Origin of the sequence: Shewanella mytili (assembly GCF_046765975.1) — a bacterium.
Classification (GTDB): Bacteria; Pseudomonadota; Gammaproteobacteria; order Enterobacterales; family Shewanellaceae; genus Shewanella; species Shewanella mytili.
Window position 1 is genome coordinate 66,989 of sequence record NZ_JBKOUD010000001.1, and the last position, 25,437, is coordinate 92,425.

23 protein-coding genes and 2 tRNA genes are annotated in these 25,437 nt (G+C 54.5%); 14 read left to right on the forward strand and 11 right to left on the reverse strand.

The window, feature by feature from the left end:
• The first annotated feature begins 8 nt into the window (after positions 1 to 8).
• The 7 genes from ACIDEJ_RS00280 to ACIDEJ_RS00310 all read left to right on the forward strand — a co-directional run bounded on the left by ACIDEJ_RS00280 (position 9) and on the right by ACIDEJ_RS00310 (position 10,740).
• Positions 9 to 1,580 (forward strand): glycogen synthase, encoded by a 1,572-nt coding sequence (locus ACIDEJ_RS00280; protein WP_411986092.1) that lies wholly within the window; start codon positions 9 to 11, stop codon positions 1,578 to 1,580.
• Positions 1,581 to 1,640: 60 nt separating this feature from the next.
• On the forward strand, positions 1,641 to 4,697 hold the full coding sequence (locus ACIDEJ_RS00285) for an EAL domain-containing protein (protein ID WP_411986093.1): 3,057 nt from the start codon (positions 1,641 to 1,643) through the stop codon (positions 4,695 to 4,697).
• A 49-nt stretch (positions 4,698 to 4,746) separates the two neighbouring features.
• On the forward strand, positions 4,747 to 6,030 hold the full coding sequence (locus ACIDEJ_RS00290) for a DEAD/DEAH box helicase (RefSeq protein ID WP_411986094.1): 1,284 nt from the start codon (positions 4,747 to 4,749) through the stop codon (positions 6,028 to 6,030).
• 79 nt (positions 6,031 to 6,109) lie between these two features.
• Positions 6,110 to 7,132 carry a CobW family GTP-binding protein gene (locus ACIDEJ_RS00295; RefSeq protein ID WP_411986095.1) on the forward strand — a complete coding sequence of 341 codons (1,023 nt, stop codon included), beginning with the start codon at positions 6,110 to 6,112 and terminating at the stop codon, positions 7,130 to 7,132.
• Entirely contained in the window at positions 7,132 to 8,493 is a 1,362-nt protein-coding gene (locus ACIDEJ_RS00300) for an MATE family efflux transporter (RefSeq protein ID WP_411986096.1), read from the forward strand. Before ACIDEJ_RS00295 ends, ACIDEJ_RS00300 begins: the two co-directional genes overlap by 1 nt.
• A gap of 105 nt (positions 8,494 to 8,598) precedes the next feature.
• Positions 8,599 to 9,888 (forward strand): NAD(P)/FAD-dependent oxidoreductase, encoded by a 1,290-nt coding sequence (locus tag ACIDEJ_RS00305; protein WP_411986097.1) that lies wholly within the window; start codon positions 8,599 to 8,601, stop codon positions 9,886 to 9,888.
• Between the two features lie 150 nt (positions 9,889 to 10,038).
• Positions 10,039 to 10,740: a SapC family protein gene (locus ACIDEJ_RS00310; RefSeq protein WP_411986098.1), complete on the forward strand. Its 702-nt coding sequence runs from the start codon at positions 10,039 to 10,041 to the stop codon at positions 10,738 to 10,740.
• A 259-nt stretch (positions 10,741 to 10,999) separates the two neighbouring features.
• Here the strand turns inward: ACIDEJ_RS00310 and ACIDEJ_RS00315 are convergent.
• Positions 11,000 to 11,075 (reverse strand) — tRNA-Thr (locus ACIDEJ_RS00315).
• 10 nt (positions 11,076 to 11,085) lie between these two features.
• A tRNA-Phe gene (locus tag ACIDEJ_RS00320) sits at positions 11,086 to 11,161 on the reverse strand.
• 431 nt (positions 11,162 to 11,592) lie between these two features.
• Between ACIDEJ_RS00320 and ACIDEJ_RS00325 the strand changes: the two genes are divergently transcribed.
• The gene (locus ACIDEJ_RS00325) at positions 11,593 to 12,774 is read left to right on the forward strand and encodes an MFS transporter (RefSeq protein WP_411986099.1); all 1,182 of its coding nucleotides are present in this window, start codon (positions 11,593 to 11,595) and stop codon (positions 12,772 to 12,774) included.
• Between the two features lie 340 nt (positions 12,775 to 13,114).
• Here the strand turns inward: ACIDEJ_RS00325 and ACIDEJ_RS00330 are convergent, their stop codons facing one another.
• Together ACIDEJ_RS00330 and mutY are read right to left on the reverse strand one after the other, a co-directional pair.
• Positions 13,115 to 13,396: an oxidative damage protection protein gene (locus tag ACIDEJ_RS00330; RefSeq protein ID WP_411986100.1), complete on the reverse strand. Its 282-nt coding sequence runs from the start codon at positions 13,394 to 13,396 to the stop codon at positions 13,115 to 13,117.
• Between the two features lie 7 nt (positions 13,397 to 13,403).
• Positions 13,404 to 14,504: an A/G-specific adenine glycosylase gene (mutY, locus tag ACIDEJ_RS00335; protein WP_411986555.1), complete on the reverse strand. Its 1,101-nt coding sequence runs from the start codon at positions 14,502 to 14,504 to the stop codon at positions 13,404 to 13,406.
• A gap of 167 nt (positions 14,505 to 14,671) precedes the next feature.
• On the opposite strand from mutY, the gene trmB reads away from it, so the two are divergent.
• From trmB to ACIDEJ_RS00355, 4 genes are all read left to right on the forward strand, one after another.
• Positions 14,672 to 15,388 (forward strand): tRNA (guanosine(46)-N7)-methyltransferase TrmB, encoded by a 717-nt coding sequence (gene trmB, locus ACIDEJ_RS00340; RefSeq protein ID WP_411986101.1) that lies wholly within the window; start codon positions 14,672 to 14,674, stop codon positions 15,386 to 15,388.
• Between the two features lie 23 nt (positions 15,389 to 15,411).
• On the forward strand, positions 15,412 to 15,735 hold the full coding sequence (locus tag ACIDEJ_RS00345; protein ID WP_411986102.1) for a 50S ribosome-binding protein YggL: 324 nt from the start codon (positions 15,412 to 15,414) through the stop codon (positions 15,733 to 15,735).
• Positions 15,736 to 16,148: 413 nt separating this feature from the next.
• Positions 16,149 to 16,949, forward strand: a complete 801-nt coding sequence (locus ACIDEJ_RS00350) for a YggN family protein (protein ID WP_411986103.1) — start codon at positions 16,149 to 16,151, stop codon at positions 16,947 to 16,949.
• A gap of 278 nt (positions 16,950 to 17,227) precedes the next feature.
• Complete coding sequence (locus ACIDEJ_RS00355; RefSeq protein WP_411986104.1) at positions 17,228 to 18,169, forward strand: LysR family transcriptional regulator; 942 nt, start codon at positions 17,228 to 17,230, stop codon at positions 18,167 to 18,169.
• Positions 18,170 to 18,350: 181 nt separating this feature from the next.
• Here ACIDEJ_RS00355 and hemW read toward each other — a convergent pair whose 3' ends face one another.
• The 7 genes from hemW to ACIDEJ_RS00390 all read right to left on the reverse strand — a co-directional run bounded on the left by hemW (position 18,351) and on the right by ACIDEJ_RS00390 (position 23,164).
• Positions 18,351 to 19,484, reverse strand: a complete 1,134-nt coding sequence (gene hemW, locus ACIDEJ_RS00360) for a radical SAM family heme chaperone HemW (RefSeq protein WP_411986105.1) — start codon at positions 19,482 to 19,484, stop codon at positions 18,351 to 18,353.
• Complete coding sequence (rdgB, locus tag ACIDEJ_RS00365) at positions 19,484 to 20,086, reverse strand: RdgB/HAM1 family non-canonical purine NTP pyrophosphatase (protein ID WP_411986106.1); 603 nt, start codon at positions 20,084 to 20,086, stop codon at positions 19,484 to 19,486. The genes hemW and rdgB overlap by 1 nt, the downstream gene beginning before the upstream one ends.
• A 68-nt stretch (positions 20,087 to 20,154) precedes the next feature.
• Positions 20,155 to 20,586: a DUF4426 domain-containing protein gene (locus ACIDEJ_RS00370; RefSeq protein WP_411986107.1), complete on the reverse strand. Its 432-nt coding sequence runs from the start codon at positions 20,584 to 20,586 to the stop codon at positions 20,155 to 20,157.
• An 81-nt stretch (positions 20,587 to 20,667) separates the two neighbouring features.
• Positions 20,668 to 20,955, reverse strand: a complete 288-nt coding sequence (gene yggU, locus ACIDEJ_RS00375) for a DUF167 family protein YggU (RefSeq protein WP_411986108.1) — start codon at positions 20,953 to 20,955, stop codon at positions 20,668 to 20,670.
• Entirely contained in the window at positions 20,955 to 21,503 is a 549-nt protein-coding gene (locus ACIDEJ_RS00380; RefSeq protein ID WP_411986109.1) for a YggT family protein, read from the reverse strand. The genes yggU and ACIDEJ_RS00380 overlap by 1 nt, the downstream gene beginning before the upstream one ends.
• A 38-nt stretch (positions 21,504 to 21,541) precedes the next feature.
• Positions 21,542 to 22,360 (reverse strand): pyrroline-5-carboxylate reductase, encoded by an 819-nt coding sequence (proC, locus tag ACIDEJ_RS00385; RefSeq protein WP_411986110.1) that lies wholly within the window; start codon positions 22,358 to 22,360, stop codon positions 21,542 to 21,544.
• A 96-nt stretch (positions 22,361 to 22,456) separates the two neighbouring features.
• Positions 22,457 to 23,164 carry a YggS family pyridoxal phosphate-dependent enzyme gene (locus ACIDEJ_RS00390; RefSeq protein ID WP_411986111.1) on the reverse strand — a complete coding sequence of 236 codons (708 nt, stop codon included), beginning with the start codon at positions 23,162 to 23,164 and terminating at the stop codon, positions 22,457 to 22,459.
• Positions 23,165 to 23,202: 38 nt separating this feature from the next.
• On the opposite strand from ACIDEJ_RS00390, the gene ACIDEJ_RS00395 reads away from it, so the two are divergent.
• Both ACIDEJ_RS00395 and ACIDEJ_RS00400 read left to right on the forward strand, forming a co-directional pair.
• Positions 23,203 to 24,240: a type IV pilus twitching motility protein PilT gene (locus ACIDEJ_RS00395; protein WP_411986112.1), complete on the forward strand. Its 1,038-nt coding sequence runs from the start codon at positions 23,203 to 23,205 to the stop codon at positions 24,238 to 24,240.
• Between the two features lie 9 nt (positions 24,241 to 24,249).
• A complete protein-coding gene (locus tag ACIDEJ_RS00400) occupies positions 24,250 to 25,362 on the forward strand; it encodes a PilT/PilU family type 4a pilus ATPase (RefSeq protein ID WP_411986113.1) in 1,113 nt (370 codons plus the stop codon).
• Positions 25,363 to 25,437: the final 75 nt, after the last annotated feature.

Consider the following 25,437-nt stretch of genomic DNA (forward strand, 5'->3'; position numbering starts at 1 on the left):
GATAGCAAATGCGGGTACTGATGCTGGCTGCAGAAAATGCAGCGTTAAAAGGCGCAAAAGTGGGTGGCATGGCCGATGTGTTGCGGGATTTGCCACAGGCGCTGCATCCACACGGTGTTGCCGTGGATATGATCATGCCGGATTACGGTTTCCTTGCCAGAGAGCAGCAGGCGGAATTCGTGTGTGATTTTGTGGTGCCGTTTGATAGCGGCCATTATTCGCTGCAACTGTATCGCATGCCTAATCCGTTACTGCCCGAGGTGTGGATTTACCTGCTGGCCCATGACTGGTTTGTCTCTTTGGGACATGCCATTTACACCCAGGACCCGCCGGGACGCCCCTTTGCCTCTGACGCCAGTAAATTCGCCCTGTTTTGCTCGGCGGTGGCCACCTTGCTGTGTGGCGGCTTGTTGCCCATGCCACAACGGGTGCACCTGCATGACTGGCATTGCGGTTTTTTCAGCATGTTGCGGGCTTATGATTTGGCCTATGCTCCATTGCAGCAAATTCCCACGGTACTGAGCATTCATAATCTGGCCATGCAGGGCATTCGTCCCTTTGACGGCGACAACTCATCCTTGCGGGCATGGTTCCCGCAAATGGCGGCGCTGGGGCCAGATGTGCTGGCTGATGCCATGGATCCCCGCTACCCGGATTGTGTCAATCCCCTGCGGGCGGCCATTAACCTGAGTGATGCGGTGCATCTGGTGTCTCCCGGTTACGCAGGCGAAGTATTGCAACCCTCGCGTCATGGTGAAGGCTTTTTTGGCGGCGAAGGACTGGAGCAGGATTTGCAGCGGCTGCAGCGCGCCGGAAAACTGTTCGGCATCCTCAATGGCTGTGACTATCACGTTGCCGCCCCGGCAAAATCGCCGGCCCAATTGCGCAAGACCCTCAAACCGCTGGTGTACCAGGCGTTGCTCAGCAAGCTCGGATACAGTGAGTTTGTGCATCCTTCCGAGGTGATTGCCCAAATCCGCCTGTCCCAGCAGGATAACCCTGGCGGCTTTTTATTGACCTCGGTAGGACGGCTGACAGACCAGAAAATCTTAATCTTGCGCCAGCCCTGGCAGGGGGGACGGGTACTGGATGCCATTTTGCAACGCTTGGCCGAGTGGGACAGCAAGGCCAGGTTCTGGCTGCTGGGCAGCGGTGATGAAAGCATTGCCCGGGAGTTCAGTGAAGTTGCCGCCCGCCATGAGAATTTCTTGTTCATTAACGGCTACCACGAGCAGCTGTCAGAGGCGTTGTATTACAGCGGCGATCTGTTTTTGATGCCCAGTTCCTTTGAGCCTTGCGGCATCAGTCAGATGTTGGCACTGCGGGCCGGACAGCCATGCCTGGTACACGGGGTGGGCGGCCTGAAAGACACGGTGGTGGACGGTCAGAACGGGTTCGTCTTTCAGGGCGGAAATTTGCAGCAGCAAAGCGCCGCATTGTTGCAGACCCTGGATAGGGCCTTGGCCCAGTTTGCCACCCCAGCCTGGAAGACACTTATCCAGGCGGCCAAACAGAGCCGTTTTGAATGGCAAACCAGTGCCGGTGAATATGTGAACAAGCTCTATGGCGTAAGTAATTAGCCAAGGAGATTCAAAGGACTCTGCTAAAATTACCCCAGTAGGGCATGCTATCGAGGGAGCTTGGCAACGGACATGGTTCTTCCATTGGTGCAGAACATTGCGTTATTGCTGGCATTGGTGCTGGTGTATGACGTGCTGCCTTTATGGCGTAATGGCGGCCGCTACTCTCTCGGGTGGCAATTGTTGTCCGGCGTGCTGATTGGCGGCATCTGCATGGTGGTTATGCTCACCCCCTGGACGTTCAGTCCGGGGGTGTTTTTTGATGGACGCAGTGTGTTGCTGTGTCTGGCCGGGCTGTTTTTTGGTGGCCTTCCCACCGTAGTGGCCTGCATGGCGGTGACCGTCTTTCGTTTTTATCTGGGCGGTGACGGCGAATTCATCGGCATTGGGGTCATCTGGAGCAGCGGCCTTTTGGGCATTGCCTGGCGCCAATGGCGCCACTGGAACCGGCAGTCGCTTTCCCATATCGGTTACTCCGAACTCATCGTTTTTGCCTTGCTCGTCCATGTGGCGATGTTGCTGTGGATGCTGTTGTTTCCAGCCACACTGGCCGTGGATGTGATAAGCCAGATAAGTTTGCCGGTATTGCTGGTACTGCCTGCGGTGACGGTACTTATGGGCAAACTGTTGTCCCGGCGCCTGGAGCGGGAAATCGCCCAGCAGCTCAAGTTGCAGGACGATTTTCTGTTCCGTTCCCAATTCAATGTGGGCAATTACGGCATTTCCATCAGCTCTCCGGAGCGGCGTTTTTTAAAGGTGAATCCCCACTTTTGCCGCATGCTGGGCTACAGCGAAGACGAATTGTTGCATAAAAACTGGGATAGCCTGACCCATCCTGATGATATTGATGAAAACATGCATAATTTCAATCAGATGGTGCAGGGTCACATCGATCGTTTCGAGCAGGAAAAACGTTTTGTGAAAAAAAACGGGCAGGTGCTGTACACCCATGTCACGGTGTCCTGCCAGCGAAGTTTCCATCAGGTACAGTTGGTGATTGCCGGTTATATTGACATCACTGCCGCCAAGGAAGCGCAGCAGGCGCTGGCGGTCAGCCATGCCGAGCTGGAACTGGTGCTGGCCAGCAGCCAGTTGGGTTATTGGGTATGGGATCTGAAAAGCGATCGGATTATCAGCGATCAGCTGAGCGCCGAAATGCTGGGCTGCCCGCTTACGGAGCTTAATCGGGATAAATACACCTGGATTGACGCCATTATGGATGACGACAGGCTCGATACCCTGCATGCCATGGAGCAGCACATTGCCGGTGGCAGCGCCATTTACCACAAGGAATACCGCATCAAGCGTGCCGATGGCGGCGTGCGCTGGATACGGGATGTGGGCAAGGTGATGGAGCGTGAAGATGAACAGCCGGTCAAAATGTGCGGCATTCATCAGGACATCACTCGGGAGAAACAGCGGGAAATCTCCTTGAAACTGGCCGCTTCCGTGTATGAAAACAGCAGTGAGGCCATGAGCGTACTCAACCGGCGGGGCAAGATTATCAACGTCAATCCGGCCTTTTGCGCCATCATGGGCTATCGGGAAGAGGACATCATTGGCCGTAATATCAGTGTGCTGCGCAGTGAACGCTACTCTTCTGCAGATTTTCTGGCCATCAAAAAGGAGATTGGCCAGCACAAACGCTGGCAGGGCGAGCTGTGGTTACGGCGCCATGACGGCAACGAAATCATCACCTGGCTGACGGTGAACACCATTGACAGCAAAAAAGGCGAACCGCAGCAATGGGTGGCGCTGTTTTCCAACATTACCGAGAAAAAACATTCAGAGCAGGTGATTTGGCATCAGGCCAACTATGACCAGCTTACCGGACTGCCCAACCGCCGCATGCTGCTGGAGCAGCTGTATCATGAAATTCAGCGGGCCCATCGCCGTCAGGGCAAGCTGGCACTGCTGTTTTTGGATCTGGACCTGTTCAAAGAGGTTAATGATACCCTCGGCCATGACATGGGGGATTTGCTGCTTATCCAGACCGCCGCCAGGCTGCGGGAATGTGTGCGTGAGTCCGATTTCGTGGCCCGTCTTGGCGGCGATGAATTTACCATCATTTTAACCGATGAGATTAATTCTCAAGGCATTGAGCGGGTTGCCGGAAAAATTCTGGCGCGCATTGCCGAGCCTTATCAGTTGGGTGAAGAAACCGCCTATATCAGCGTGAGTATTGGCATTACCGTGTATCCGGATGATGGCGATACGGAAGATGTGTTGCTCAAACATGCCGATCAGGCCATGTATGCAGCCAAAGAGCAGGGACGCAACCGTTATCACTATTTCACCGAGTCTATGCAGCAATTGGCACACTATCGCATGCGGCTTATCCAGGACCTGCGCACGGCGGTGGAAAACAGTGCCTTCCAGCTGAGTTACCAACCCATTGTGGAGGTGAAAACCGGCAAGGTGACCAAGGCCGAAGCGTTGATCCGCTGGAATCATCCGCAGCGGGGCTTTGTTTCCCCCACCGAGTTCATTCCGGTGGCAGAAGATACCGGGCTGATTTTTGCCATCGGCAACTGGGTGTTTCAGCAGGTGGTGCAGCAAAATGCCCGCTGGCGGGAGCGCTTTGGCATTGAAATCCAAATCAGCATCAATAAATCCCCGGTACAGTTCCGTGATGAGGGCGCCCGTTTTCATGAATGGCTGAAAGTCTTGCAGCAACTGCCGGGCTGCGGCATCTGCATTGAAATCACCGAAGGGCTGCTGCTGGACACCAACCTGGCCGTCTCGGAAAAACTGCTGGCCTACCGGGATGCTGGCGTGCAGGTATCGCTGGATGATTTCGGTACCGGTTACTCATCATTGGCTTACCTGAAAAAATTCGATATCGATTACCTGAAAATCGACCAGTCATTTACCAAGAGCATTGATAGCGATGCCAGCAACCAGGTGTTGTGTGAGGCCATTGTGGTCATGGCCCACAAGCTGGGGATGAAAGTGATTGCCGAAGGGGTGGAAACCGCCGAGCAGGCCGCCGTGTTGCAACAGATTAATTGCGATTATGCCCAGGGGTATTTTTATTCCCGGCCAGTGCCTGCTGACGATTTTGAACATCTCTATCTGTTGGCCGAAGCGGCAACGGCGGACTCGGAATCCCCCTGATGCCGGTGTATACTGCGCAGCTTTTATTGCGGCTACTGCGGGGCTTATCATGCTGTTTTCTGAAACCACCTTACCGGCGCCACTGTTGGCGGCCGTGAGCGCCTATGGCTACCGTGAATTGACGCCGGTGCAGCAACAAGTGTTGCCCTTGGCGCTGGCGGGGCAGGACTTACTGGTTTCAGCACAAACCGGCAGCGGTAAAACCGCCGCTTTCGGCCTGCCCATGCTGGCAGGGTTTATCGGGCAAACCCCTGCCGATGGCGCCATTCCCAAAGCCCTGATCCTCACCCCCACCCGAGAGTTGGCCCAACAGCTGGCCACCCACTTGAGCGCTTTTGCCCATGGCAGCGCTTTACGGGTGATGGCGGTGTATGGCGGCGCCAATTTCAGGCCGCAGCGACAGCAACTGCAACAAGGGGTGGATGTTTTAGTGGCAACCCCCGGGCGGCTTTTTGATCATCTGAGCCAGGATTACCTTAATCTCGGGCAGTTGCAGTGCTTGGTGCTGGATGAAGCCGACCGCATGCTGGACATGGGCTTTATCAAGGACATTCAGCGCTTGCAGAAATGGCTGCCAGCGCAGCGGCAAACCATGCTGTTTTCTGCCACTTTTCCACCGGCGGTACGGCAATTGGGATTAGAGATGACCCAGCAGGCCCAGTGGGTGGAAGTGGCTCCTGATCATAGCGGTGCCAGCATCGACCAACAGGTATTGCTGGTGCCCAAACAGCGCAAGGCCGAGCTGCTGGCAGAGCTGGTGGGCAAGCATAACTGGCAGCAAACACTGGTGTTTGTGAATACCAAAGAGGCAGCCACCCGCCTTGGCGCAGAGCTGATGCTGGATGGCATCAGTCACGCGGTATTTCATGGAGACTGCACCCAGGGTGCCCGTAACCGGGCACTGGCAGGGTTTGCCGCGGGGAATGTCCGGGTGCTGGTGGCTACCGATATCGCCGCCCGCGGGCTGGATATTCCCGCCTTGCCCCGGGTGATTAACCTGGAGTTGCCCGTTGAGGCCGAAGATTATGTGCATCGCATTGGCCGCACGGGGCGCGCCGGGTTAGACGGTGAGGCCTTCTCTTTTGTCAGCCCGCAGGAATTGCCACAACTGCAACGCTTGCAGCAGGCATTGGGCGTGCAGCTAGCGCAGAGCACTCCGGCAGGATATGAGGCAACAGCGCCTTTGCCTGAGCGTTACCGGACTGGAACTGGGGCTGGCGCGGATAACACTGCCCGGCGTACCGACAAAAAGCATCCGCGTCACGCTCCGCGCGCTCAGGCGCGTTTTTCCAAAACGGCACGTAACGGCACGCACCGTAAGCCACAGCGTTGAGCCTGCTGATAACGGATGTTGCCGTCGGTGAATTTGGGTACACTGGCGCATTCCTTGTCGCCAGTATGTAACGTTGCCCATGATTATTTCCGCGGTTCCCACTCACGTGATCACCGGCTTTCTCGGTGCCGGTAAAACCACTTTCATTAAAGCGTTGCTGCAAACCAAGCCTGAGGCGGAAACCTGGGCGGTATTGGTCAATGAATTCGGGGAAATAGGCATTGATGGCGGATTGATGGGCAATGGCGGCCAAGGCGTGGTGGTTCGCGAGGTTGCCGGTGGCTGCATTTGCTGCGCTGCCGGGGTGCCGCTGCAGGTGGCCGTTACCCAGCTGCTGGCCAAGGCCAAACCCCAGCGCTTGTTGATTGAACCCACAGGCCTTGGGCATCCGCTGCAAATCATGCAAATGTTGCGCTCAGACAGTTTTGCCCAGTCGCTGAAGCTGTTGTCGGCGGTGTGCCTGCTGGACCCGAGAAAACTGGCCGATGGCCGTTATCGCGACAACGCCACCTTTCTTGCCCAGTTGCGCAGTGCCGATGTGGTTTTGGCTGCCAAAGCGGATTTATGGCAGGCGCAACCGCAGGTGTTGTCCGCCTTGCAGCAATTCTTGGCCGAACATCACCCAACCGCGCCAATGCTGCCGTGGTCACGGCAACAATCCTTGCCATCTGCCCTGTGGCGATTGTTGCAACAGCCCCACAGTGGCAAAATGCCCGCTATCAAACAGACTGCGCGTTTACAACCCGCGGTTGATTATCAGGACGACGGTGCCCCCTTGTCGGCGGCTTTTGATGAACGGGGCATTGTGTTCCGCCAGCATCAAGAAGCGCAGGCCTGCAGTTACGGCTGGCAGTTCAGCCCGCGCTGGGTGTTTTCCCTGGCGCCATTATTACGCTGGGTTCAGGCACAGCAGGTGGTGCGGCTCAAGGCCGTGATGATTACGGCTGACGGTATAGCGGCCTTTAACATGCTTGATGGTGAATTGACCATTGACGAGCTGGATGATGCCATGGATTCTCGCCTGGAGCTGATTAGCCATGAACCGCTGGATGCCGCCCTGATGGAGCAGCAACTGCTGGCGTGTGCGCTAACGGAGAATTAATGGAAGTAAGTGCAAAGGGGATGGCGGCCGATGTGGCATTGCTGCAGGCGCCAATTCCCAGGCTGTTTTGGCGTTATGTGGTGCCAACCATTACCGCCATGCTGGCCACCGGGGTATATGTCACCATTGATGGCATGTTCATCGGCCACTATCTTGGCGGCGACGGGCTGGCGGGCATTACATTGGCCTATCCGCTGGGCGCGGTGCTGTATGCCCTTGGCACCTTGATTGGCATGGGGGGCGCCGCCTGGGTGTCACTGCTGCTGGGGCAGGGGAACGTTTCCCAGGCCCGTCAGGTGGTGGGCAACAGCTTCACGCTGGCCATTCTTGGCGGCAGCTTGTTTTCGGCAGCCGGCGTACTGTGCAGCAAACCCTTGCTAGGGTTGCTGGGGGCTGAGGGTGCAGTGCTGCATGCGGCCAGCGATTACCTGTTTTGGTATTTTGCCTTGGGTATGCTGCCCGTATTGGCCACCACTTTCACGGTGATGTTACGCAACGATGGCCGCCCGGGAAGGGTGACGCTGATTTTGATTTTTGGCGGCATTCTCAACACCTTTCTGGATTGGCTGTTCATTGTGGTGTTCCCTTTCGGTTTGGCCGGGGCGGCCATTGCCACCATGTTGTCTCACGGGGTCACCGCCATGTTATGCCTGCAACACTTTTTCAGCTCGGCTACCCGGTTGCGGCTCAATTGGCAGCAGATGCAGCTGAAGTGGTGCCATGTACACCGCATCGGGCAGATGGGGCTATCAAGCATGTTGATGAGCTTGTACCTGTCGGTGGTATTGACCCTGTATAACGTTGCCTTGTTGTGGCAGGGCAACAATCTGCATTTGGCCGCCTACGGGGTGATTGGTTATACAGAGGCCATGTTTTATTTTATTTTTGAAGGTATTGCATTAGGCACTCAACCCATTCTCAGTTTTAATACCGGCGCCCGGCAAATACAACGGGTGCGGCAGGCCGCCAAGCTGGCTTTCGGGGTTACGCTGGTGACCGCGCTGGTGGGCTGGCTGCTGATCTATGGTCGCCCCCAATGGATGTTGTGGTTGTTTGCCGGTGACAATCCGTCATTGGCGCCGGTGGCCATTCAAGGCATGTATCTGTATTTTTGGGGATTGCCGTTAGAGGGCATCATTCTTGTGGGCGCTAGCTTGCTGCAAGCAACCAACCATCCGAAAGATGCCGCCATACTCACCGGCGCCAAGATTTTTCTGGTGGCCATATTGTTGTGGGTACTGGGCGCTTGGCTCGGGGTTACCGGCGTCTGGTTGTCATTGCCCTGTTGCAGCGTGCTGTTGTGCGGCTGGTTGTGGCGTACCCTGGCCCGGATAAATCATGCACATAAACATATCATCTGATTGTTTTTAAAAAGATTAATTTAACAACGCCTAAATGAGTCATTACCAAGACAAGGGTTTTATGATAAAAATAGGGCCAAATTTTGTGGCACTGGGAGGTAAGCGGTGGCCCCGAAAAGAATTGTCATTGTAGGCGGCGGTGCCGGTGGTTTGGCTCTGGCCTCAAAACTCGGGCGCAAGCTGGGGCGCAGCGGCAAGGCGGAAATCTGTCTGGTGGATAAAAGCCCGGTGCACATCTGGAAACCCAAGCTGCACGAAGTGGCGGTGGGCGTGATAGATCAGTCCATTGAAGGCTTGCTGTACCGGGATCACGGCCTGAAAAACGGCTATCGTTTCTTGCGGGGAGAGTTGATTGGCTGCGATCCCCTGAAACGGCAAATCACCCTGTCCAAAGTGCTCAATCATGAAGGCGAGCAACTGCTGGATGAGCGCCATGTGGCATATGATGCGCTGGTGCTGGCCATCGGCAGCGTCTCCAACAGCTTCAATACCCCGGGGGCAGAGCAGCACTGCATCTTTTTGGACAATCTGGAAAGTGCCAACGTGTTCCACAACAAACTGCTGGATAACCTGTTGCTGCTGGATGAAACCAAGGAAAAACTCAGCATTGGCATTGTGGGCGCTGGCGCTACCGGTGTGGAGCTGGCCGCCGAGCTTTACCATGTGCTGGAATCGGTCAAGGATTTTGGCTATTTGCACATCGACAAATCCCATCTGGAAATTCACCTCATCGAAGCCGCCCAGCAACTGTTGCCCGGCTTGCCGGACAAGGTGGGGGCCGGTGCCCAGTCGGTGCTGGATCATATCGGCGTGCGGCTGCATATTGGCGTGCAGGTTAAAGAGGTGACCAAAGAGGGCTTCATCACCCAAGACGGGGTGTTGATCCCGGCAGGGCTCAAAGTCTGGGCCGCGGGCGTCAAAGGGCCGGAACTGCTGCGGCAGTTCACCTTCCTGCCCCTTAATCAACGTAACCAGATAGAAGTGGATGCCTGCATGCGGGTGAAAGGGCAGGAATACATTTACGCCCTTGGTGACTGCTCATCGCTGATTATGGATAACGGTAAGTGTGTCCCCCCCCGGGCGCAGGCAGCGGCGCAGATGGCCGCCACCCTTTACAAAAATCTGGTTAACCGCTTGCAGGGCAAGGCGGAGCTGCCTTTTCGCTATCAGGATTACGGTTCACTGGTGTCCCTGAGCCGCTTTTCGGCGGTGGGCAACCTGATGGGGAATCTGCGCTCCGGCTCACTGTTCATTGAAGGCTACCTGGCACGCATCATGTACATGTCGTTATATCAACGGCATTTGGCCAGCCTTTATGGCTGGTTTTCCGCCTTGGTATACCGGCTGGCGCAGCGCCTGCTGAAATGGCACCGGCCGAAACTGAAATTGCATTGACGGATTGCTGAAAATCCCGGCAGTTACATCATCTTTGCGAGGTTAACGGTTTTTTATCCGGCCACAAACAAGGTATAACTAACGCAGGGAAGCGATTTCCTTTCATTTTTTTAACGGGATTTTAAAGTCAGAGCCCTCAAGGAGCTTTCAATGAGCGAACCATTTGCACTGCTTGATAACCAAAAGCATGCTGACGTTAAGTTTACCGCGCCTAAATATGCCCATGTTGCCGATCAGCATATGTTGCCGGTTTCTCTCCATGAGCTGCTGTATGCGGCAGTTGATGTACCTGTGGTATTTATCAAGAACAAAGAAGCCGATGAATATCAGGCCGTGATGATGCTGGGGCTTAAACCCAATCAGAACCTGCTGGTAAAAGGTGAAGAGTGGCAGGGCAACTACATCCCTAACGTACTGCGTGATTTTCCCCTTACCGTCGTGCTGAACCCGGAACACAAAGACAAGGTTTGGGTAGGGCTGCGTGAAGAAAGCACACAGATCAGCAAAGAAGAAGGCGAGCCACTGTTTGCCAACGGTGAAGAAACCGAATTTTTGAAAAACCGCCGCGAAGCCCTGCTGAAACACTTCGAGCAGGATCAGCAAAGCCGCGCCATTTTGGGCTATCTGGCCAGCAAGGGTTTGCTTACTGCCCAGACACTGACGGTGGAAGTCAAAGGCCAGCCGCGCAACATCAACGGCATCTACCTGATTGATGAACGCAAACTGGCTTCACTGTCAGACGAAGAATTCCTGGATCTGCGTAAACGCGGCCTGCTTGGCCCCATTTACAGCCACCTGACATCACTGAACCAGATCCCCCGTCTGGTGCAGCTGGAAGATGCATTGGCATAAGCTTTTGCCAGCTTGGCAAATGGCGGCGTAAATGCCGTGTTCATCCAAAAGAGCGCCTTGGCGCTCTTTTTTGTGCCCGTCGGTTTTTATCCGGCAAGCCTATGCAACAGGATAGGGCATGACAAAAAATGGCTTTACGGGCCAAGCGGCGCTACAAGCGGGAAATGCCATGTCGATGTGTTTTTTGTCTTTGTTCTTTTTTGGGGGAGGAAGGCAGAAAGGCGAAAAGCCACTCATTGAGTGGCTTTTCTTGAATTCATGGTGCCGGCACCAAGAGTCGAACTCGGGACCTACTGATTACAAGTCAGTTGCTCTACCAACTGAGCTATGCCGGCAGATATAAAGTGGTGCCCGAACCCGGAATCGAACCAGGGACACGCGGATTTTCAATCCGCTGCTCTACCGACTGAGCTATTCGGGCAACTGAACCTTAATGCGGGTTCTCTATCAAAAATAACCGTTACGGCTGTTTTCGAAGTGCGCGTATGATAAAGCAGGACATTTTACCTCTGCAAGCGCTTTTTCGCCAGTGGTGGGTTGTTCGCTCAGTTAATGGACAAAATGTGCCGTTCAGGTCCCCAAACATGCTGAAAATCCTGAAAGGGCGGCCTGTTCATGATGGGCGACACTTTGCATGTCGCCGGCCACTGGGGACTTGTTGTTGGACATTGGTGATTGGACATTGGCGGGGTATCGCTGCGAATATGCCGTTATGCCCGCCAGGTTTGGGGAGATTGATTTTGCAGGCATGCCAGCCAGCGTTACGGTGATTTGTTATCATATGCAGCGCTTAACACCATGGGTCACAGGTAGGTGACCCATGGTTCTTCCCTTAAGCCCTAAGGAACTTCAATGGCCTCTTTTCAATCCCGCACGCTTTCTTCCTGGTTAACCCTGCTGCTGGCGGTGGCAACCGGCGTGGCCGTGGCAAACAACTATTACGCCCAGCCATTGCTGGAAACCATTGCCAAGCATTTTTCCGTATCACAAACCGCCGCCGGCATGCTGGTCACCACCGCACAACTGTTTTACGGCGCCGGCTTACTGCTGCTGGTGCCATTAGCCGACATGCTGGAGCGCCGCCGGCTGATAGTGGTCATGCTGCTGTTGGCCACGCTGGGATTATTGATTTGCGCCATGGCCCCCAACCTTTACTGGCTATTGCTGGGCACGGCATTAACCGCCGTTTGCTCGGTTGTGGCGCAGGTATTGGTGCCGCTGGCAGCCACGTTGGCTTCCCCCACCCAACGGGGGCGGGTGGTTGGCACCGTCATGGCCGGACTGCTGCTTGGCATCTTGCTGGCGCGGGTGGTGGCGGGGTTCATCTCCACACTGTTTGCCTGGCAGGCAGTTTACTGGCTAGCCGCGGGGGGCATGCTGTTGGTGACATTGCTGCTGGCAAGGGCATTACCCACTTATCGCAGCGAAAACCCCTTACGTTACCAAGCGCTGCTTGGCTCTTTATGGGCATTGTTTCGCCATGAGCCACTGCTGCGCAGCCGCGCATTACTGGGGGGACTGTCCTTTGCCATGTTTACCCTGTTCTGGACGCCGTTGGCATTTTTGCTGGCCAATCCCCCTTATGAATACACCGATGCCACCATTGGCCTGTTCGGGCTGGCAGGCATTGCCGGGGTGATGGCCGCCCGCTGGGCTGGTAAATTGGCCGATGCGGGGAAAGGCGATATTGGCACCTGGCTGGGGCTGGGCTTTTCCTTGCTAAGCTGGGTATTGCTGTTCTTTGGGGGACAATCGTTGCCATGGTTGCTAAGTGGCGTGGTATTGCTGGATTTGGCGGTGCAGCTCACCCATGTCAGCAACCAAAATGCCATTTACAGTTTGCCCCAGCAGATGCGCAATCGCCTGACGGCCGTGTACATGACCTGCTATTTTATCGGCGGCGCTTTTGGCTCTTGGGTGTCGGTTCTCTTGTACCAGTCAGGTGGCTGGCCTGCGGTGTGTGGCGGCGGCTGCGTACTGGCCATTATTGGGCTTGGTTATACCGCCATCAGGCGCCAAGCCCAGATGCGGTAATCCAGACACCGCTTTATTTGAGGTTTTATGGTTGGCGTGGGGGATGTTTTTGGTCAGCGGAGCGTTCACCAAATCGCTGCTGAATGACATTCTGCTCAGGTATGTAACCCTCCCTCCAATATGAGAAACCGGGAACAAATGGGAGCAGCTAAAAGTTGGTGCACGAAAGCCACGAGTGACGGGGGGTAGACAGGTGTAACGCACCTTTAATGGTCGTTTAACTTCTATTTTTAACTGCAGTTAAAAATGGGAGGATTACCGTTTAAAGGCCCATTAAGGGCCTTTAGTTTTTCTCATTTTGCCCGATCCCATTTCTCATTTTGCCCGGCGCGCTACACCTCTACAGTTCTTCCTCTTTTGGCGGCACGTAGCCTTCTACATGCACATCACCGCCTTCAAACAGAAAGTGCACCATCTGTTCTTCCAAAAACTTGCGGTGGTCGGCGTTCATCATGTTGAGTTTTTTCTCATTGATCAGCATGGTCTGCTTATGCTGCCAGGCGGCCCAGGCTTCTTTACTGATGCTGTCAAAAATGCGTTTGCCGATGTCACCGGGGTAAAGCTGAAAATCCAGACCGTCAGCTTCTTTGTTGAGATAGACGCAGTGAACTGTGCGTGCCATAAGACCGTTACTCCTCAATTGCACTGGGTGTTAGGCCTGCCAGAACCCGCTCGGTGGCGGCGGCCAGCCCAACCCGTGATGGTTGGCCTAAGTTATACCAGAGACTGGGGGCGGCTTCCATGACTGCATCCTGCGGATGGGCAGATTGTTGCAGTTTTGCCGCCATTTCGTCGTCATGCTGATTTAGCGTTAGCAGCATGGGCTGGGCATCCAGATGAAAATGGCTGAAGGTATGCCGGAATCCCGGCAACGCCTGCAGTTGTGTGGCGCTGTAACCCAACCCTTCAAGGGCGTCGGTGAGGGCCGCTTTGCTGGCATATTGGGGAAAACACCACAGTCCGCCCCAAATGCCAGCAGGCGGCCGTTTTTGCAGCAAAATCGTGTTGCCGTGGCGCACCACCAGTAACCAGGCATCCCGGGCTGGAATGGCTTTTTTCGGTTTCTTGCCCGGATAATCCCCTTGCTTGCCTTGCAGCTGCGCCTGGCAGTCAACGGCTACCGGGCAGCGCTCGCAGGCGGGACGGGAGCGGGTACAGATGCCGGCGCCCATGTCCATCATCGCCTGATTGTATTGGGCAATGTCATGGTTGGGAGAAAGCGTTGCGGCCAGTTGCCAGAGGGTTTGCTCTACCTTGGGTTGCCCCGGCCAGCCGCCAATGGCGCCATGGCGGGCCAGCACCCGTTTGACGTTGCCATCCAGAATGGGGTGATGCTGCCCCAGCGACAATGACAAAATGGCCCCGGCAGTGGAGCGGCCAATGCCCGGTAATGCCAGCACTGCATCAAACTGCCGGGGAAATATTCCCTGGTGTTCATCGCGGATGATTTGTGCCGCTTTATGCAGGTTACGGGCACGGGCGTAATAGCCAAGCCCGGTCCAGTGATGCAGCACTTCATCCGTGTCGGCATTTGCCAGCGCTACCACATCGGGAAAGCGTGCCATGAAGCGGGTGAAGTAGGGGATAACCGTTGCCACCTGGGTTTGTTGCAACATGATTTCTGACACCCATACTTTGTAAGGGGTTTTGTTGAGTTGCCAGGGCAGGGTTTTGCGGCCGTGCAGGCCGTACCAGTGGATGATCCGCTGAGAGAAAGACGCTGTTTTCATGGAGCGCAGTGTAGCCGCAGCCAGATCGCCACACAAGGGAATATTAGCCATTGATGGCGCCACTATTTGCAGCGGGGGATACTTTTTCCTCAGGCGGGGCTTGCACTCACCGGTGAACTTTGCATAATGCCCTTCTTTTATGAGATCTGGCCGGATCAGGGGTAATCATGAGCGAAGTCACCACTGCTGAATATAATGAAGAAGGCAAATATTTACGCAAAGTCAAAAGTTTTGTATTGCGTGAAGGGCGCCTGACCAAAGGCCAGGAGCAAGCCATTGAGCAGTACTGGGCGCCAATGGGGCTGGAATATTCCGCCACGCCGCTGGATTTGTCCCAAGTATTCGGACGCCACAGCGATGTGGTGCTGGAAATCGGCTTTGGCATGGGCGCATCCTTGGTGGCAATGGCAAAAGCCGCGCCGGAGAAAGACTTTATCGGCATTGAGGTGCACAAACCCGGTGTGGGCGCATGTCTGGCAGCTGCGGCCGAAGCGGGCGTCAGCAACCTGCGGGTGTTTCATCATGATGCGGTAGAAGTGCTGCAACACACCATTGCTGAAGGCGCTTTGGCGCGGGTACAGCTGTTTTTCCCCGATCCGTGGCATAAAAAGCGTCATCACAAGCGCCGCATTGTGCAGCCTGAATTTGTACAGTTATTGCGCTCCCGTTTGCGCATTGGCGGCGTTTTCCACATGGCGACCGACTGGGAAAACTACAGCGAGCACATGCTGGAGGTGATGAATGTCGCCCCCGGCTATAAAAATCAGTCAGTTGATGGTACTGTGGTGCCTCGGCCCGATTACCGGCCACTGACCAAGTTTGAAGCCCGTGGTCAACGCCTGGGGCATGGTGTTTGGGATTTGATGTTCGAGCGTATCGAGTAACACAAGTAACTAAAGAGGTTGTCATGGCCATTCGCAGTCGCCGTTTACGTAAAAAATTACGGGTTGATGAGTTTCAGGAACTGGGTTTTGATGTGAGCTGGCGTTTTGCCGACAGTCTCAGTGAAGACGAGATTGATGCCCAGGTGGACCGTTTTATTGCTGAAGTGATTGAACCGCGGGAACTGGGGTTCCATGGTGGCGGCCATCGCTTGTGGGATGGCGTGATTGCCACCCAGCGGCTGGGCAAATGCACCGATGAAGACCGCCAGGCTGTGGTTGCTTTTCTGGAAAGCCTGAACGCGCAGGAAGTGGAAGTGAGCGCGCTTTACGATATCTGGTGGGGTTAACGCATTTTTGTAGGTAACCACTGCTGGCAGCACCCGTAGCGACAAGTGCCCACTTATGGCAGATGTCCAAGGTAATGCCCCCCCACAAATCCCCATGATGAAAGCAGTGCTGCGGCGCTGCTTTTTTGTGTCTTTTCCGTTTATCGGCCCAAGGTTTCTGCCCCAGTATTTGCCGTGGGTGGCGGAGGACTGCCCAAGCACGGCCATTATTTTTGCGTTCATTCCAACCTTTTATGCCCTTGGCATAGTCATATTTACCAAAAGCTGGCGTGTTTGACGATTGGCCAGTTGCTTCATTGCTTGCTAGCGCAAGATGATTTTATAAAATTCTTTAAAATCATAAACATAAAAATATGGCATGACTCATGCTTTATCTTGGGCAGCTCATGAAGATTTTTACAAGGAACCCTTAAATGAAAAAGCTGATGCTTGGAATGACGTTAGGTTGCGCCCTGTTAACGCCGGTGTTTTCTGCCACGGCAGTAGCGCTGAAGTCCCCCAATAATGCCTGTGACGTGTCTCTTAATTACGATGTCACCCTTACGCCCGAGCAGTTGGTTGTGGGCAGCAAAGGTCAGGAGCATTACCGTATTGAAATGGAACACCTGTATGTGGACGGTAAGGAAGTCCCCTTGAATGCGGCGCAGAAAAAACTGCTGACCGAGTATCATCAGGGCGTAGCCGAGCAAATGCCGGAAGTGATTGCACTGGTGGATGATGCATTAATCATGGCCAATGACGGGGTAACTGCGGCACTCACGCCCCTTCTTGGGGATGATGCCGGCAGCAAACTGGATGCCATGATGGGCCAGTTGCGTGAGCGCATCAACAAAACCGTGTATCACAAACAGGATACCTATTTTATTGGGGCTACCGGCAGCGATGTGGATGAGGCTTTCAATGAAGAGTTTTCCCAACAGGTGGAAGAACTGATGATGCAGTCGGTGGGGTCCATCCTGATGAACGTGGGCCAAAGCATGATGAACGGTGACGGGAACTTCAGCGAACGCATGGAGGCGTTTGGCGAGCGCATGGAGCAGATAGGCGATGAGATTGAAAAGAAAATGGAAGCCCGCTCCGATGCCATTGAGCAGCGCGCCGACCGTTTATGTGACAATTTCCAGCAACTGTTAGTGGTAGAGCAACAACTGCGGGAACAAGTGCCCGCCCTGGCGGCTTACCCGCTGGTATCCCGCCATACTGACGATGATTGATTAACCCTTCTTCCCTCGACGTGGACTTTCCCCGCATTTCCCTTCCAGATGCGGGGTTTTTTATTTCTGACACCAGGCTTTTTTGCGAATACAGAACGATGGGGTTAGAGTAGCGAACAAAGACTTGATATACTCTAAGCGCTTAACCTCCGAGGGTCTGCGCCTTATATGGCAACGATGCATTACTGATCGGCACCCCCGCAAGTATCCCCGCAGCAGGAACCATGCTGTTTGTCGTTATAAAATATCAATGAAGTTAAAGGTTTAAGGCGACTTTCATGTTAGAACTATTGGAACCTATCGCGATTTTCACCCACGTCGCCCGTGCCGGCAGCTTTAGCGCTGCTGCCCGCCGTCTGGGAATTTCAAAGTCCAAGGTCAGCACTCAGGTGGCCGATTTGGAGCACAAACTGGGTGTACAGTTAATTCAGCGTACTACCCGCAGCCTGAGCCTTACTGAAGCCGGTAACCTGCTCTATACCCAGGGTGAAGAGCTGTTGCGCGGCGCCGATCAGGCGGTTGCCAGCGTGCATAACCTTAATGATGCCACCCGTGGGGTATTGAAACTGGGCATCTCCCAATCCTTTGGTACGGCGCATATCATTCCGGCACTGCCTGAGTTCATGGAGCGTCATCCGGAGCTGGAGTTACAGGTAAGCTTGCTGGATCATAAAGTGGATGTGGTCAGTGAAGGGTTGGATCTGTTGCTGACCATGTCAGAGCAGTTGCCGCTTGGCATGGTGGCAAGACCCCTGATGAAATGCCAGTTCATGCTGCTGGCTTCCCCCGAATACATTGCAGCCCATGGTCAGCCCACACGGCCAGAACAGCTGGTGGAACACAACTGCTTGGTGTACCACGGTGAATGGCACGAGCACAGTGTGTGGCAGTTCAAAAAAGGTGATGATTACTGCGAAATCGGCGTTAACGGCAACTTCCGGGTGGATAACGCTCCGGCGCTGAAATCCGCTGCCGTCAGTGGCTTGGGCATTGTGTATCTGGCCACTTACCTGCTGGAAAACGAGATTGAAGAAGGCAAACTGGTGCCTCTGCTGCCGGAATGGCATCTGGTGAATCATCTGCCATTACAGGCGGTGTACCCGCGGCGTAAGCATTTGGCGCCCAAGGTCAGCGCTTTTATCGATTTTATCAAAAATCATATTGGCACCCCGCCAAAATGGGATGAAAAATACACCGAGCTGTTTGCCAAGCGCCAGTAATGGCTGCCAACAATCAGCCGTTTGGGGCGCTGCTTGAGTAAACCGCCCGCTGCCAGCGTTGGCAGGTAACTGCATTCGTTAAAAAACGTACATGGCCTTGATGGCGGCATGTACGTTTTTTTTATGGCACTTTTTTATCAAACATAGGGTGTTTGGTCGGTTATCCGCTTAGCACACCGTTTTAGCAGAACTCGCCCAAAAGCTCATTGACAAAATAATGGCCTTTGTCCGTAAGCGCCCAACTGTCGTCATGGACGATTACCAGTCCTTTAGCCACTCCGCGTTGCATCCCAGGCTCAAGCATGCGGGCTGGCAGGCCGGTTCTGGCTTCAAATTCCGCCTTGGGAATGGGCCGCATCAGCCGCAGGCGGTTCATCAGGTATTCCAGCGGTAAATCTTCGCTGTTGACCGGATTGGTCTGGTAGTGATACTGGCCAGCCAGATAGCCTTTGGGGTGTTTCACCTTGATGGTGCGGACAATTTTTTGTTGTGCTGCCAGGGTGATTTTACCGTGGGCGCCGCAGCCGATGCCCAGATAATCGCCAAACTCCCAGTAGTTGCGGTTGTGGCGGCATTCGTAACCGGGCTTGGCATAGGCGGAAATCTCGTATTGCCGGTAACCCAGCTCCGCTAGCCGTTGCTGCCCCGTGCGGTAAATCTGCCACAGGGCTTCGTCATCGGGCAGTTGTGGTGGCCGGGAGTGGAACAGGGTGTTGGGCTCAATGGTCAGTTGATACCAGGACAAATGGGGCGGATTAAGCGCGGCGGCGGTTTCAATGTCATGCAGTGCTTGTTGCAGGTTTTGCCCTGGCAGTCCGTGCATCAGATCCAGATTGAAGCTCTGGTAATCGGCCTGTGCCAGCGCCTTTGCGGCATTGGTGGCTTCATGACCGTTATGGATGCGGCCAAGGATTTGCAGTTTATCTGCCGCAAAACTCTGTACCCCCATGGAAATGCGGGTAATGCCGGCCTGGCGGTAGGCGTCAAAATCATCATGCTCCAGGGTGCCGGGGTTGGCTTCCATGGTGATTTCTATCTGCTTATCGAAGGGAATTTGTCGGCGCACACCAGCGAGCAGCCGGCCAATCTGGTCGGCATCAAACAGTGATGGCGTACCGCCGCCAATGAAAATGCTGTGCAGCGGCCGTTGCTGCACATACGCCTTATCTGCCTGCAAGTCCTGTAGCAGTGCATCCACATATTGCTGCTGCGGTAGCTCGCCGTGCTGGGCATGGGAGTTGAAATCGCAGTAGGGGCATTTGCGCACACACCAGGGAATGTGAATATACAGGCTCAGCGGCGGCAGTTGTAACATCAGTCAATAATCCCTTGCTGGCGGAATGCTTCCAGTAACAGCTGTAGTGCCTTGCCCCGATGGCTTAACTGGTTTTTCTCATCACCGGTCAATTCAGCGGCGCTTTGGCGAAAGCCCCGGGGGATGAAAACCGGATCATAACCATGGCCGTGCTCACCTATGGCTTCAAACGCGATTTCCCCTTCCCAGGCGGCCTGGCAGATAATCGGTGTGGGGTCCAGCGCGTGGCGCATATACACCAGAACGCACTGGAATCTGGCTGTGCGCGGGGCAGGGGTTTGCCCAAGGGTGGTCAGCAGTTTCTGGTAATTGGATTTGGCGGTGGCATCCGCGCCGCTGTAACGGGCGGAGTAGATCCCCGGTGCGCCCTGCAGGGCATCGACTTCAAGGCCGGAGTCATCGGCAATGGCGGGCAGGCCGGTGGCCTTGGCGGCGTGGCGTGCCTTGATGATGGCGTTTTCGACAAAGCTCAAGCCGTCTTCCACCGCTTCGCTGACGTTAAAGGCATTTTGAGGGATCACCTCAATATTGAAATCTGCCAGCATGTGGGCAAACTCTGCCAGCTTGCCTTTGTTGCCACTGGCCAACACGATTTTTTTCATGGGAATGTTCCTGGGCTGAGTAAATGACAATCAGGTCAATCTCACGCATAGCGTGACATGGGATTGTGTCAGTCGTTAAAGAATTTCTGGATGAAATCCAGGGTGCTGTTAAGGTCATCGCCTTTGCGGATCACCAGTTTGAAGTGGATTTCTTCGGTTTCCCGGTAGGGGCATTCCGCCAGATAGTAAATGGAATGCCCTTCGCGAATTTCCCGGAATTTCAGCTTGAAGCGCGCATCCAGAATATTGGTGGCAATACCGCTGATGCTGGCCTCAACCATGGGGTGGCCGGGGCGGGTATTGTCTTGCACCACCACGTTGACGAAACCGGTATAAGGGCTGCGATCAATCCCGTAATTGTGGGCAATGGCGGGCGTCAGGAAGGTGCTGGGCAATGCCATGTAGTGAATGGTGTAATGGCCCACTTGGCGTGTTTGCTCGGCTTGTGCCAGATGGGCACCAGCCAGCCATAACAGGGTTAACAGGATAAATCTGCGCACGGGTATTCTGGATGTGTACTGCAACATGGCGGCAATTATAACTGCTAAGCCGGCAGAAGCCTATGGCGTGGCAATGATGGATTAGAGTAACTGACGAATTAACTCGGGAATTTCCCGGGGGGCGATGATGCGTACCTGTTTATGGCGCCCTTGCTCGCCTTTGGTGATCTGTACCTGACTTTTGGGCACCCGAAAACTCTTGGCCAGCAGTTTGGCCAGGTAAGCGTTGGCCTTGCCGTCAATGGGCGGTGCGGTAATGGCCAGTTTCAGCTCGTCACCATGCAGGCCCACCCACTGATCGCGGCTGGCTTTGGGCTGAATGTAAAGCCGGAGCAGCAGGTCTTGCTGCTCCTGTGTTACCGCGGGCATCAGGCCGCAGCCCAGAAAGGAATGTACTGGGATAACAGCATGTTGAGAAAATTCAGTGCAATCATCAGTACCAATACGGACAAATCCAGCCCGCCCATGGGCGGAATGATGCGCCGCAGCGGGCTGAGCACGGGTTCTGTCAGCTGAATGAGCACATACTCAAACGGATTGCTGCCCTGACTGACCCAGCTCAAGATGGCGCGGATGATTAATATCCAGAACAGCAATACGCCGGATTCCTTTATCACCGACACAATGGCAAACACCATGGTGGTACCAAAATCAAACTTGGCGCCGGCAATCAGCGACAACGCCAGAATCTTTAGCACCACCACGGCCAGTGCCAATACCACTGAGGCGGTGTCAATGCCGCCAACCGCTGGCAGCACCCGGCGCATAGGCGCCACAATCGGGTGCGTGGCTTTGACAATGAACTGGCTGAAAGGATTATAAAAATCCGCCCGGGCCAGTTGCAGCCATATGCGAAGAATCACCACCATCAGATATAAATCAAACAGGGTATTAACTAAGTAAGCGAATGCATTCATGGATGTTATCGTTCTCTATGGTTGGTCGAGTGGGTTGCTCAGAATTCTTGCGCCATGGCTTCTGCCCTAACAATGCAGTTATTCATGGCCTGTTGCACCAACTCCGGCAGTTTTCCCTGTTTCAGGGTTTCTACCGCTTCATGGGTGGTGCCGCCCTTGGAGGTTACGTTCTGGCGCAACTGCTCCGGTGTCAACTGGGGGTTTTCCTGCAGCATTTTGGCAGCGCCCAATGCCGCTTGCTGCGCCAATGCCCTGGCTTTGTCTTCATCCATTCCCAGCTCGCTTGCCGCCTTTATCATAGCCTCGATAAACAGGAAAAAGTAGGCCGGAGAGCTGCCGGAAAGGGCAATCACCAAATTGAGATCCGCTTCTTTATCCACCCACAATGCCTGGCCGCCGCTGGACATGATGCGATGACAGATGGTTTTGTCGTCCTCGCTGATGTTGGCCGGGGCGAACATGCCGCTCATGCCCGCGCCAATCTGCATGGGGGTGTTGGGCATGGTGCGGATTAATTTCACCGGTTGGGCAAAATAATCCTGGTAACGCCCGGCGTTAATGCCGGCGGCAATGGTGATCAGCAGTTTGTCTGACAAGGCCAGCGGCCGCAGCGCCTCGCACACCTGTTGCATCAGTTGGGGCTTTACCGCCAGCACAATGACATCCGCCTGCTTGGCGGCGGCAAGGTTGTCGGTGGTGACCTTAATGCCGAAATCGGCCTCGAGCGCTGTTAGCTTGCCGGTACTGGGGTTGCTGGCCTCAATTAAATGGGCTGGATAACCACTGTTTACCAGTCCGCTGATGATGCTGCGGCTCATGTTGCCGGCACCGATAAAACAGATGCGCTTGTTTGACATACCATCCCCTGTGTTGATGAATTGGGTGCGGCGCTTGGTCGCGAATCTCCATAGTATTTGGGCTTAGGGTATCAAAAACAAGGGGATTACGGCCAATCAAGCGTCTTTTTGCGGATAATCCCGGGCGCCAAAGATGGCACTGCCAATGCGCACCAAGGTGGCGCCACATGCCACAGCCTGCTCCAAATCATGGCTCATGCCCATCGACAGGGTGTCGGCTTGGGGATAGTCCTGTTGCAGCCTGGCCAGTAGCTGCTGCATCAGCTGGAATTGCCGGCGCAGTGGCTCACCCTCTTCAGCGCTGGGAATGGTCATCAGCCCCCGCAGGGTCAAATGGGGCAACTGGCTGATGTCCCGGGCAAGAGACAACATCTCCTGCTCACTGCTGACGCCGGATTTTGATGCTTCACCACTGACGTTAACCTGAATGCACACCTGTAGCGGAGGCAGTTGTAACGGGCGCTGGGCATTGAGGCGCTGGGCGATTTTGCTGCGGTCAATGGTGTGCATCCAGTGGAACAATTCGGCCACTGGCCGGCTTTTGTTGGATTGCAGCGGGCCGATAAAATGCCACTGGATGTCAGGATGGCTTTGTTGCAGCTCAAGGATTTTTTGCTGGCCTTCCTGAACGTAGTTTTCACCGAAACAACGCTGCCCGGCATCATAGGCGGCCATGATATCGCTCACCGGTTTGGTTTTGCTGACCGCCAACAATGTGATGTCGTCCGCTTGTCTTGAGCATTTACCGGCCGCCTGGGCAATCCGGCTCTGGGCGCAGGCCAGTCTCTCTGCTATTGTTGTCATGATGTTAATCTTTCGCTTTGTAAGGGATATCCCGTTCTATGGAAATCACTGAATTATTGGCTTTTAGTGTAAAGCATAACGCTTCGGATCTGCATCTGTCTTCTGGGGTGCCGCCGTTGATCCGTGTTGATGGGGAAGTGAGAAAACTCAACGTACCGGAGCTGACCCATCAGGAAGTGCACCGCTTGGTGTACGACATCATGAATGACAAGCAGCGCAAGGATTATGAAGAGTTTCTGGAAATCGACTTTTCCTTTGAAGTGCCCAATCTGGCGCGTTTCAGGGTTAACGCTTTCAATCAGTCCCGTGGCGCGGCCGCCGTTTTTCGTACCATTCCCAGTGATATCCTGTCTCTGGAACAGTTGGGCGCGCCGGAAATCTTCAAAAAGATTTCATCTTACCCTCGCGGACTGGTGCTGGTGACCGGCCCTACCGGCTCCGGTAAAAGTACCACGCTGGCGGCCATGATTGATTATGTGAATGACAGCCGTCATGACCATATTCTCACCATTGAAGACCCCATTGAATTTGTGCACAAAACCAAGCAATGCCTGATTAACCAGCGTGAAGTGCATCGTCATACCCTGAGTTTTGCCGCAGCCTTGCGCAGCGCCCTGCGTGAAGACCCCGATGTGATTCTGGTGGGGGAAATGCGTGATTTGGAAACCATACGTTTGGCGTTAACCGCCGCCGAAACCGGCCATTTGGTGTTTGGCACCCTGCATACCACCTCTGCGGCCAAAACCATTGACCGTGTGGTGGATGTTTTCCCTGCCGGTGAAAAAGACATGGTGCGTGCCATGTTGTCAGAATCCTTGCAGGCGGTGATTTCCCAGACTCTGATCAAAAAGGTGGGCGGTGGCCGGGTGGCAGCCCATGAAATCATGGTGGGAACGCCGGCTATCCGTAACCTCATCCGTGAGGATAAAATTGCCCAGATGTATTCAGCCATTCAGACCGGGATGGCCCATGGCATGCAAACCCTTGAACAGAGTTTGCAGCAGCTGGTGGCCAGAGGGGTGATCACCCGTGAAGATGCGTTGTCCAAGAGCTCCAACAAACAATTGAATCTGTAAGGAATTATAATGGACGTCAGACCTTTTCTTGAAGAAATGGTAGCGCGTAAAGCTTCGGATCTGTTTGTCACCGCGGGCTTCCCGCCCAGTGTCAAAGTGGATGGCGAGCTGCGACCACTGGCAGAGCAAACGTTTACCCCGGCACAGTCACTGGAATTTGTGGAATCCCTGATGACGCCGGACAACAAAAAAATGTTTCATGAAAGCAAGGAATGCAACTTTGCCATTGGCGTGAAAGGACTCGGGCGTTTTCGTGTCAGCGCCTTCTGGCAGCGGGAAGCGGCCGGTTGCGTCATGCGGCGCATTGAAATCCGCATTCCCACCATGGAAGAATTAAGTCTGCCGCCAATCCTCAAAGATCTGGTGATGAGCAAACGCGGACTGGTGATCATGGTGGGGGGCACCGGCACCGGTAAGTCCACCTCGCTGGCGGCGCTTATCGGTTATCGCAATGCCAATTCCAAAGGGCATATCCTGACCATTGAAGATCCGGTGGAATTTGTGCACCAGCACCGCAAAAGCATCATCACCCAGCGGGAAGTGGGCATTGATACCGAATCTTTTGATGCGGCATTGAAAAGCTCGTTGCGCCAGGCGCCTGACGTGATCCTTATCGGTGAAATCCGCAGCCAGGAAACCATGGAGTTTGCCCTGTCTTTTGCCGAAACCGGCCATTTGTGCATGGCGACTTTGCACGCCAACAACGCCAACCAGGCGCTGGACCGCATTATGCACTTGGTGCCGGAAAACAAGCACCGGCAGCTCTTGTTTGATTTGTCATTGAATCTGCGGGGGGTTGTGGCGCAGCAATTGATCCCCAAAGCCGACGGCAGTGGCCGCCGGGCGGCCATTGAAGTCCTGATTAATACTCCCCGGGTGGCCAGCATCATCCAGAATAATGAACTGCACTTGTTGAAAGAAACCATTGCCAAATCCAACGAGCAGGGCATGCAGACCTTTGATCAGGCATTATTTCAACTTTATAACGAAGGGGAAATCACCTATGCCGACGCGCTGCGACATGCGGATTCACCCAATGATTTGCGCTTGATGATTAAGTTGCAAAGTGGCACCACCGGGTCTGAAGGGGGCATGGCCGGCGTGACGCTGGATATGGATTAATAAAGACAACAACTTGCATAAAAGGCGCCATTGGCGCCTTTTATTTTTCATATAGAATTCGATATTTTGATAAAT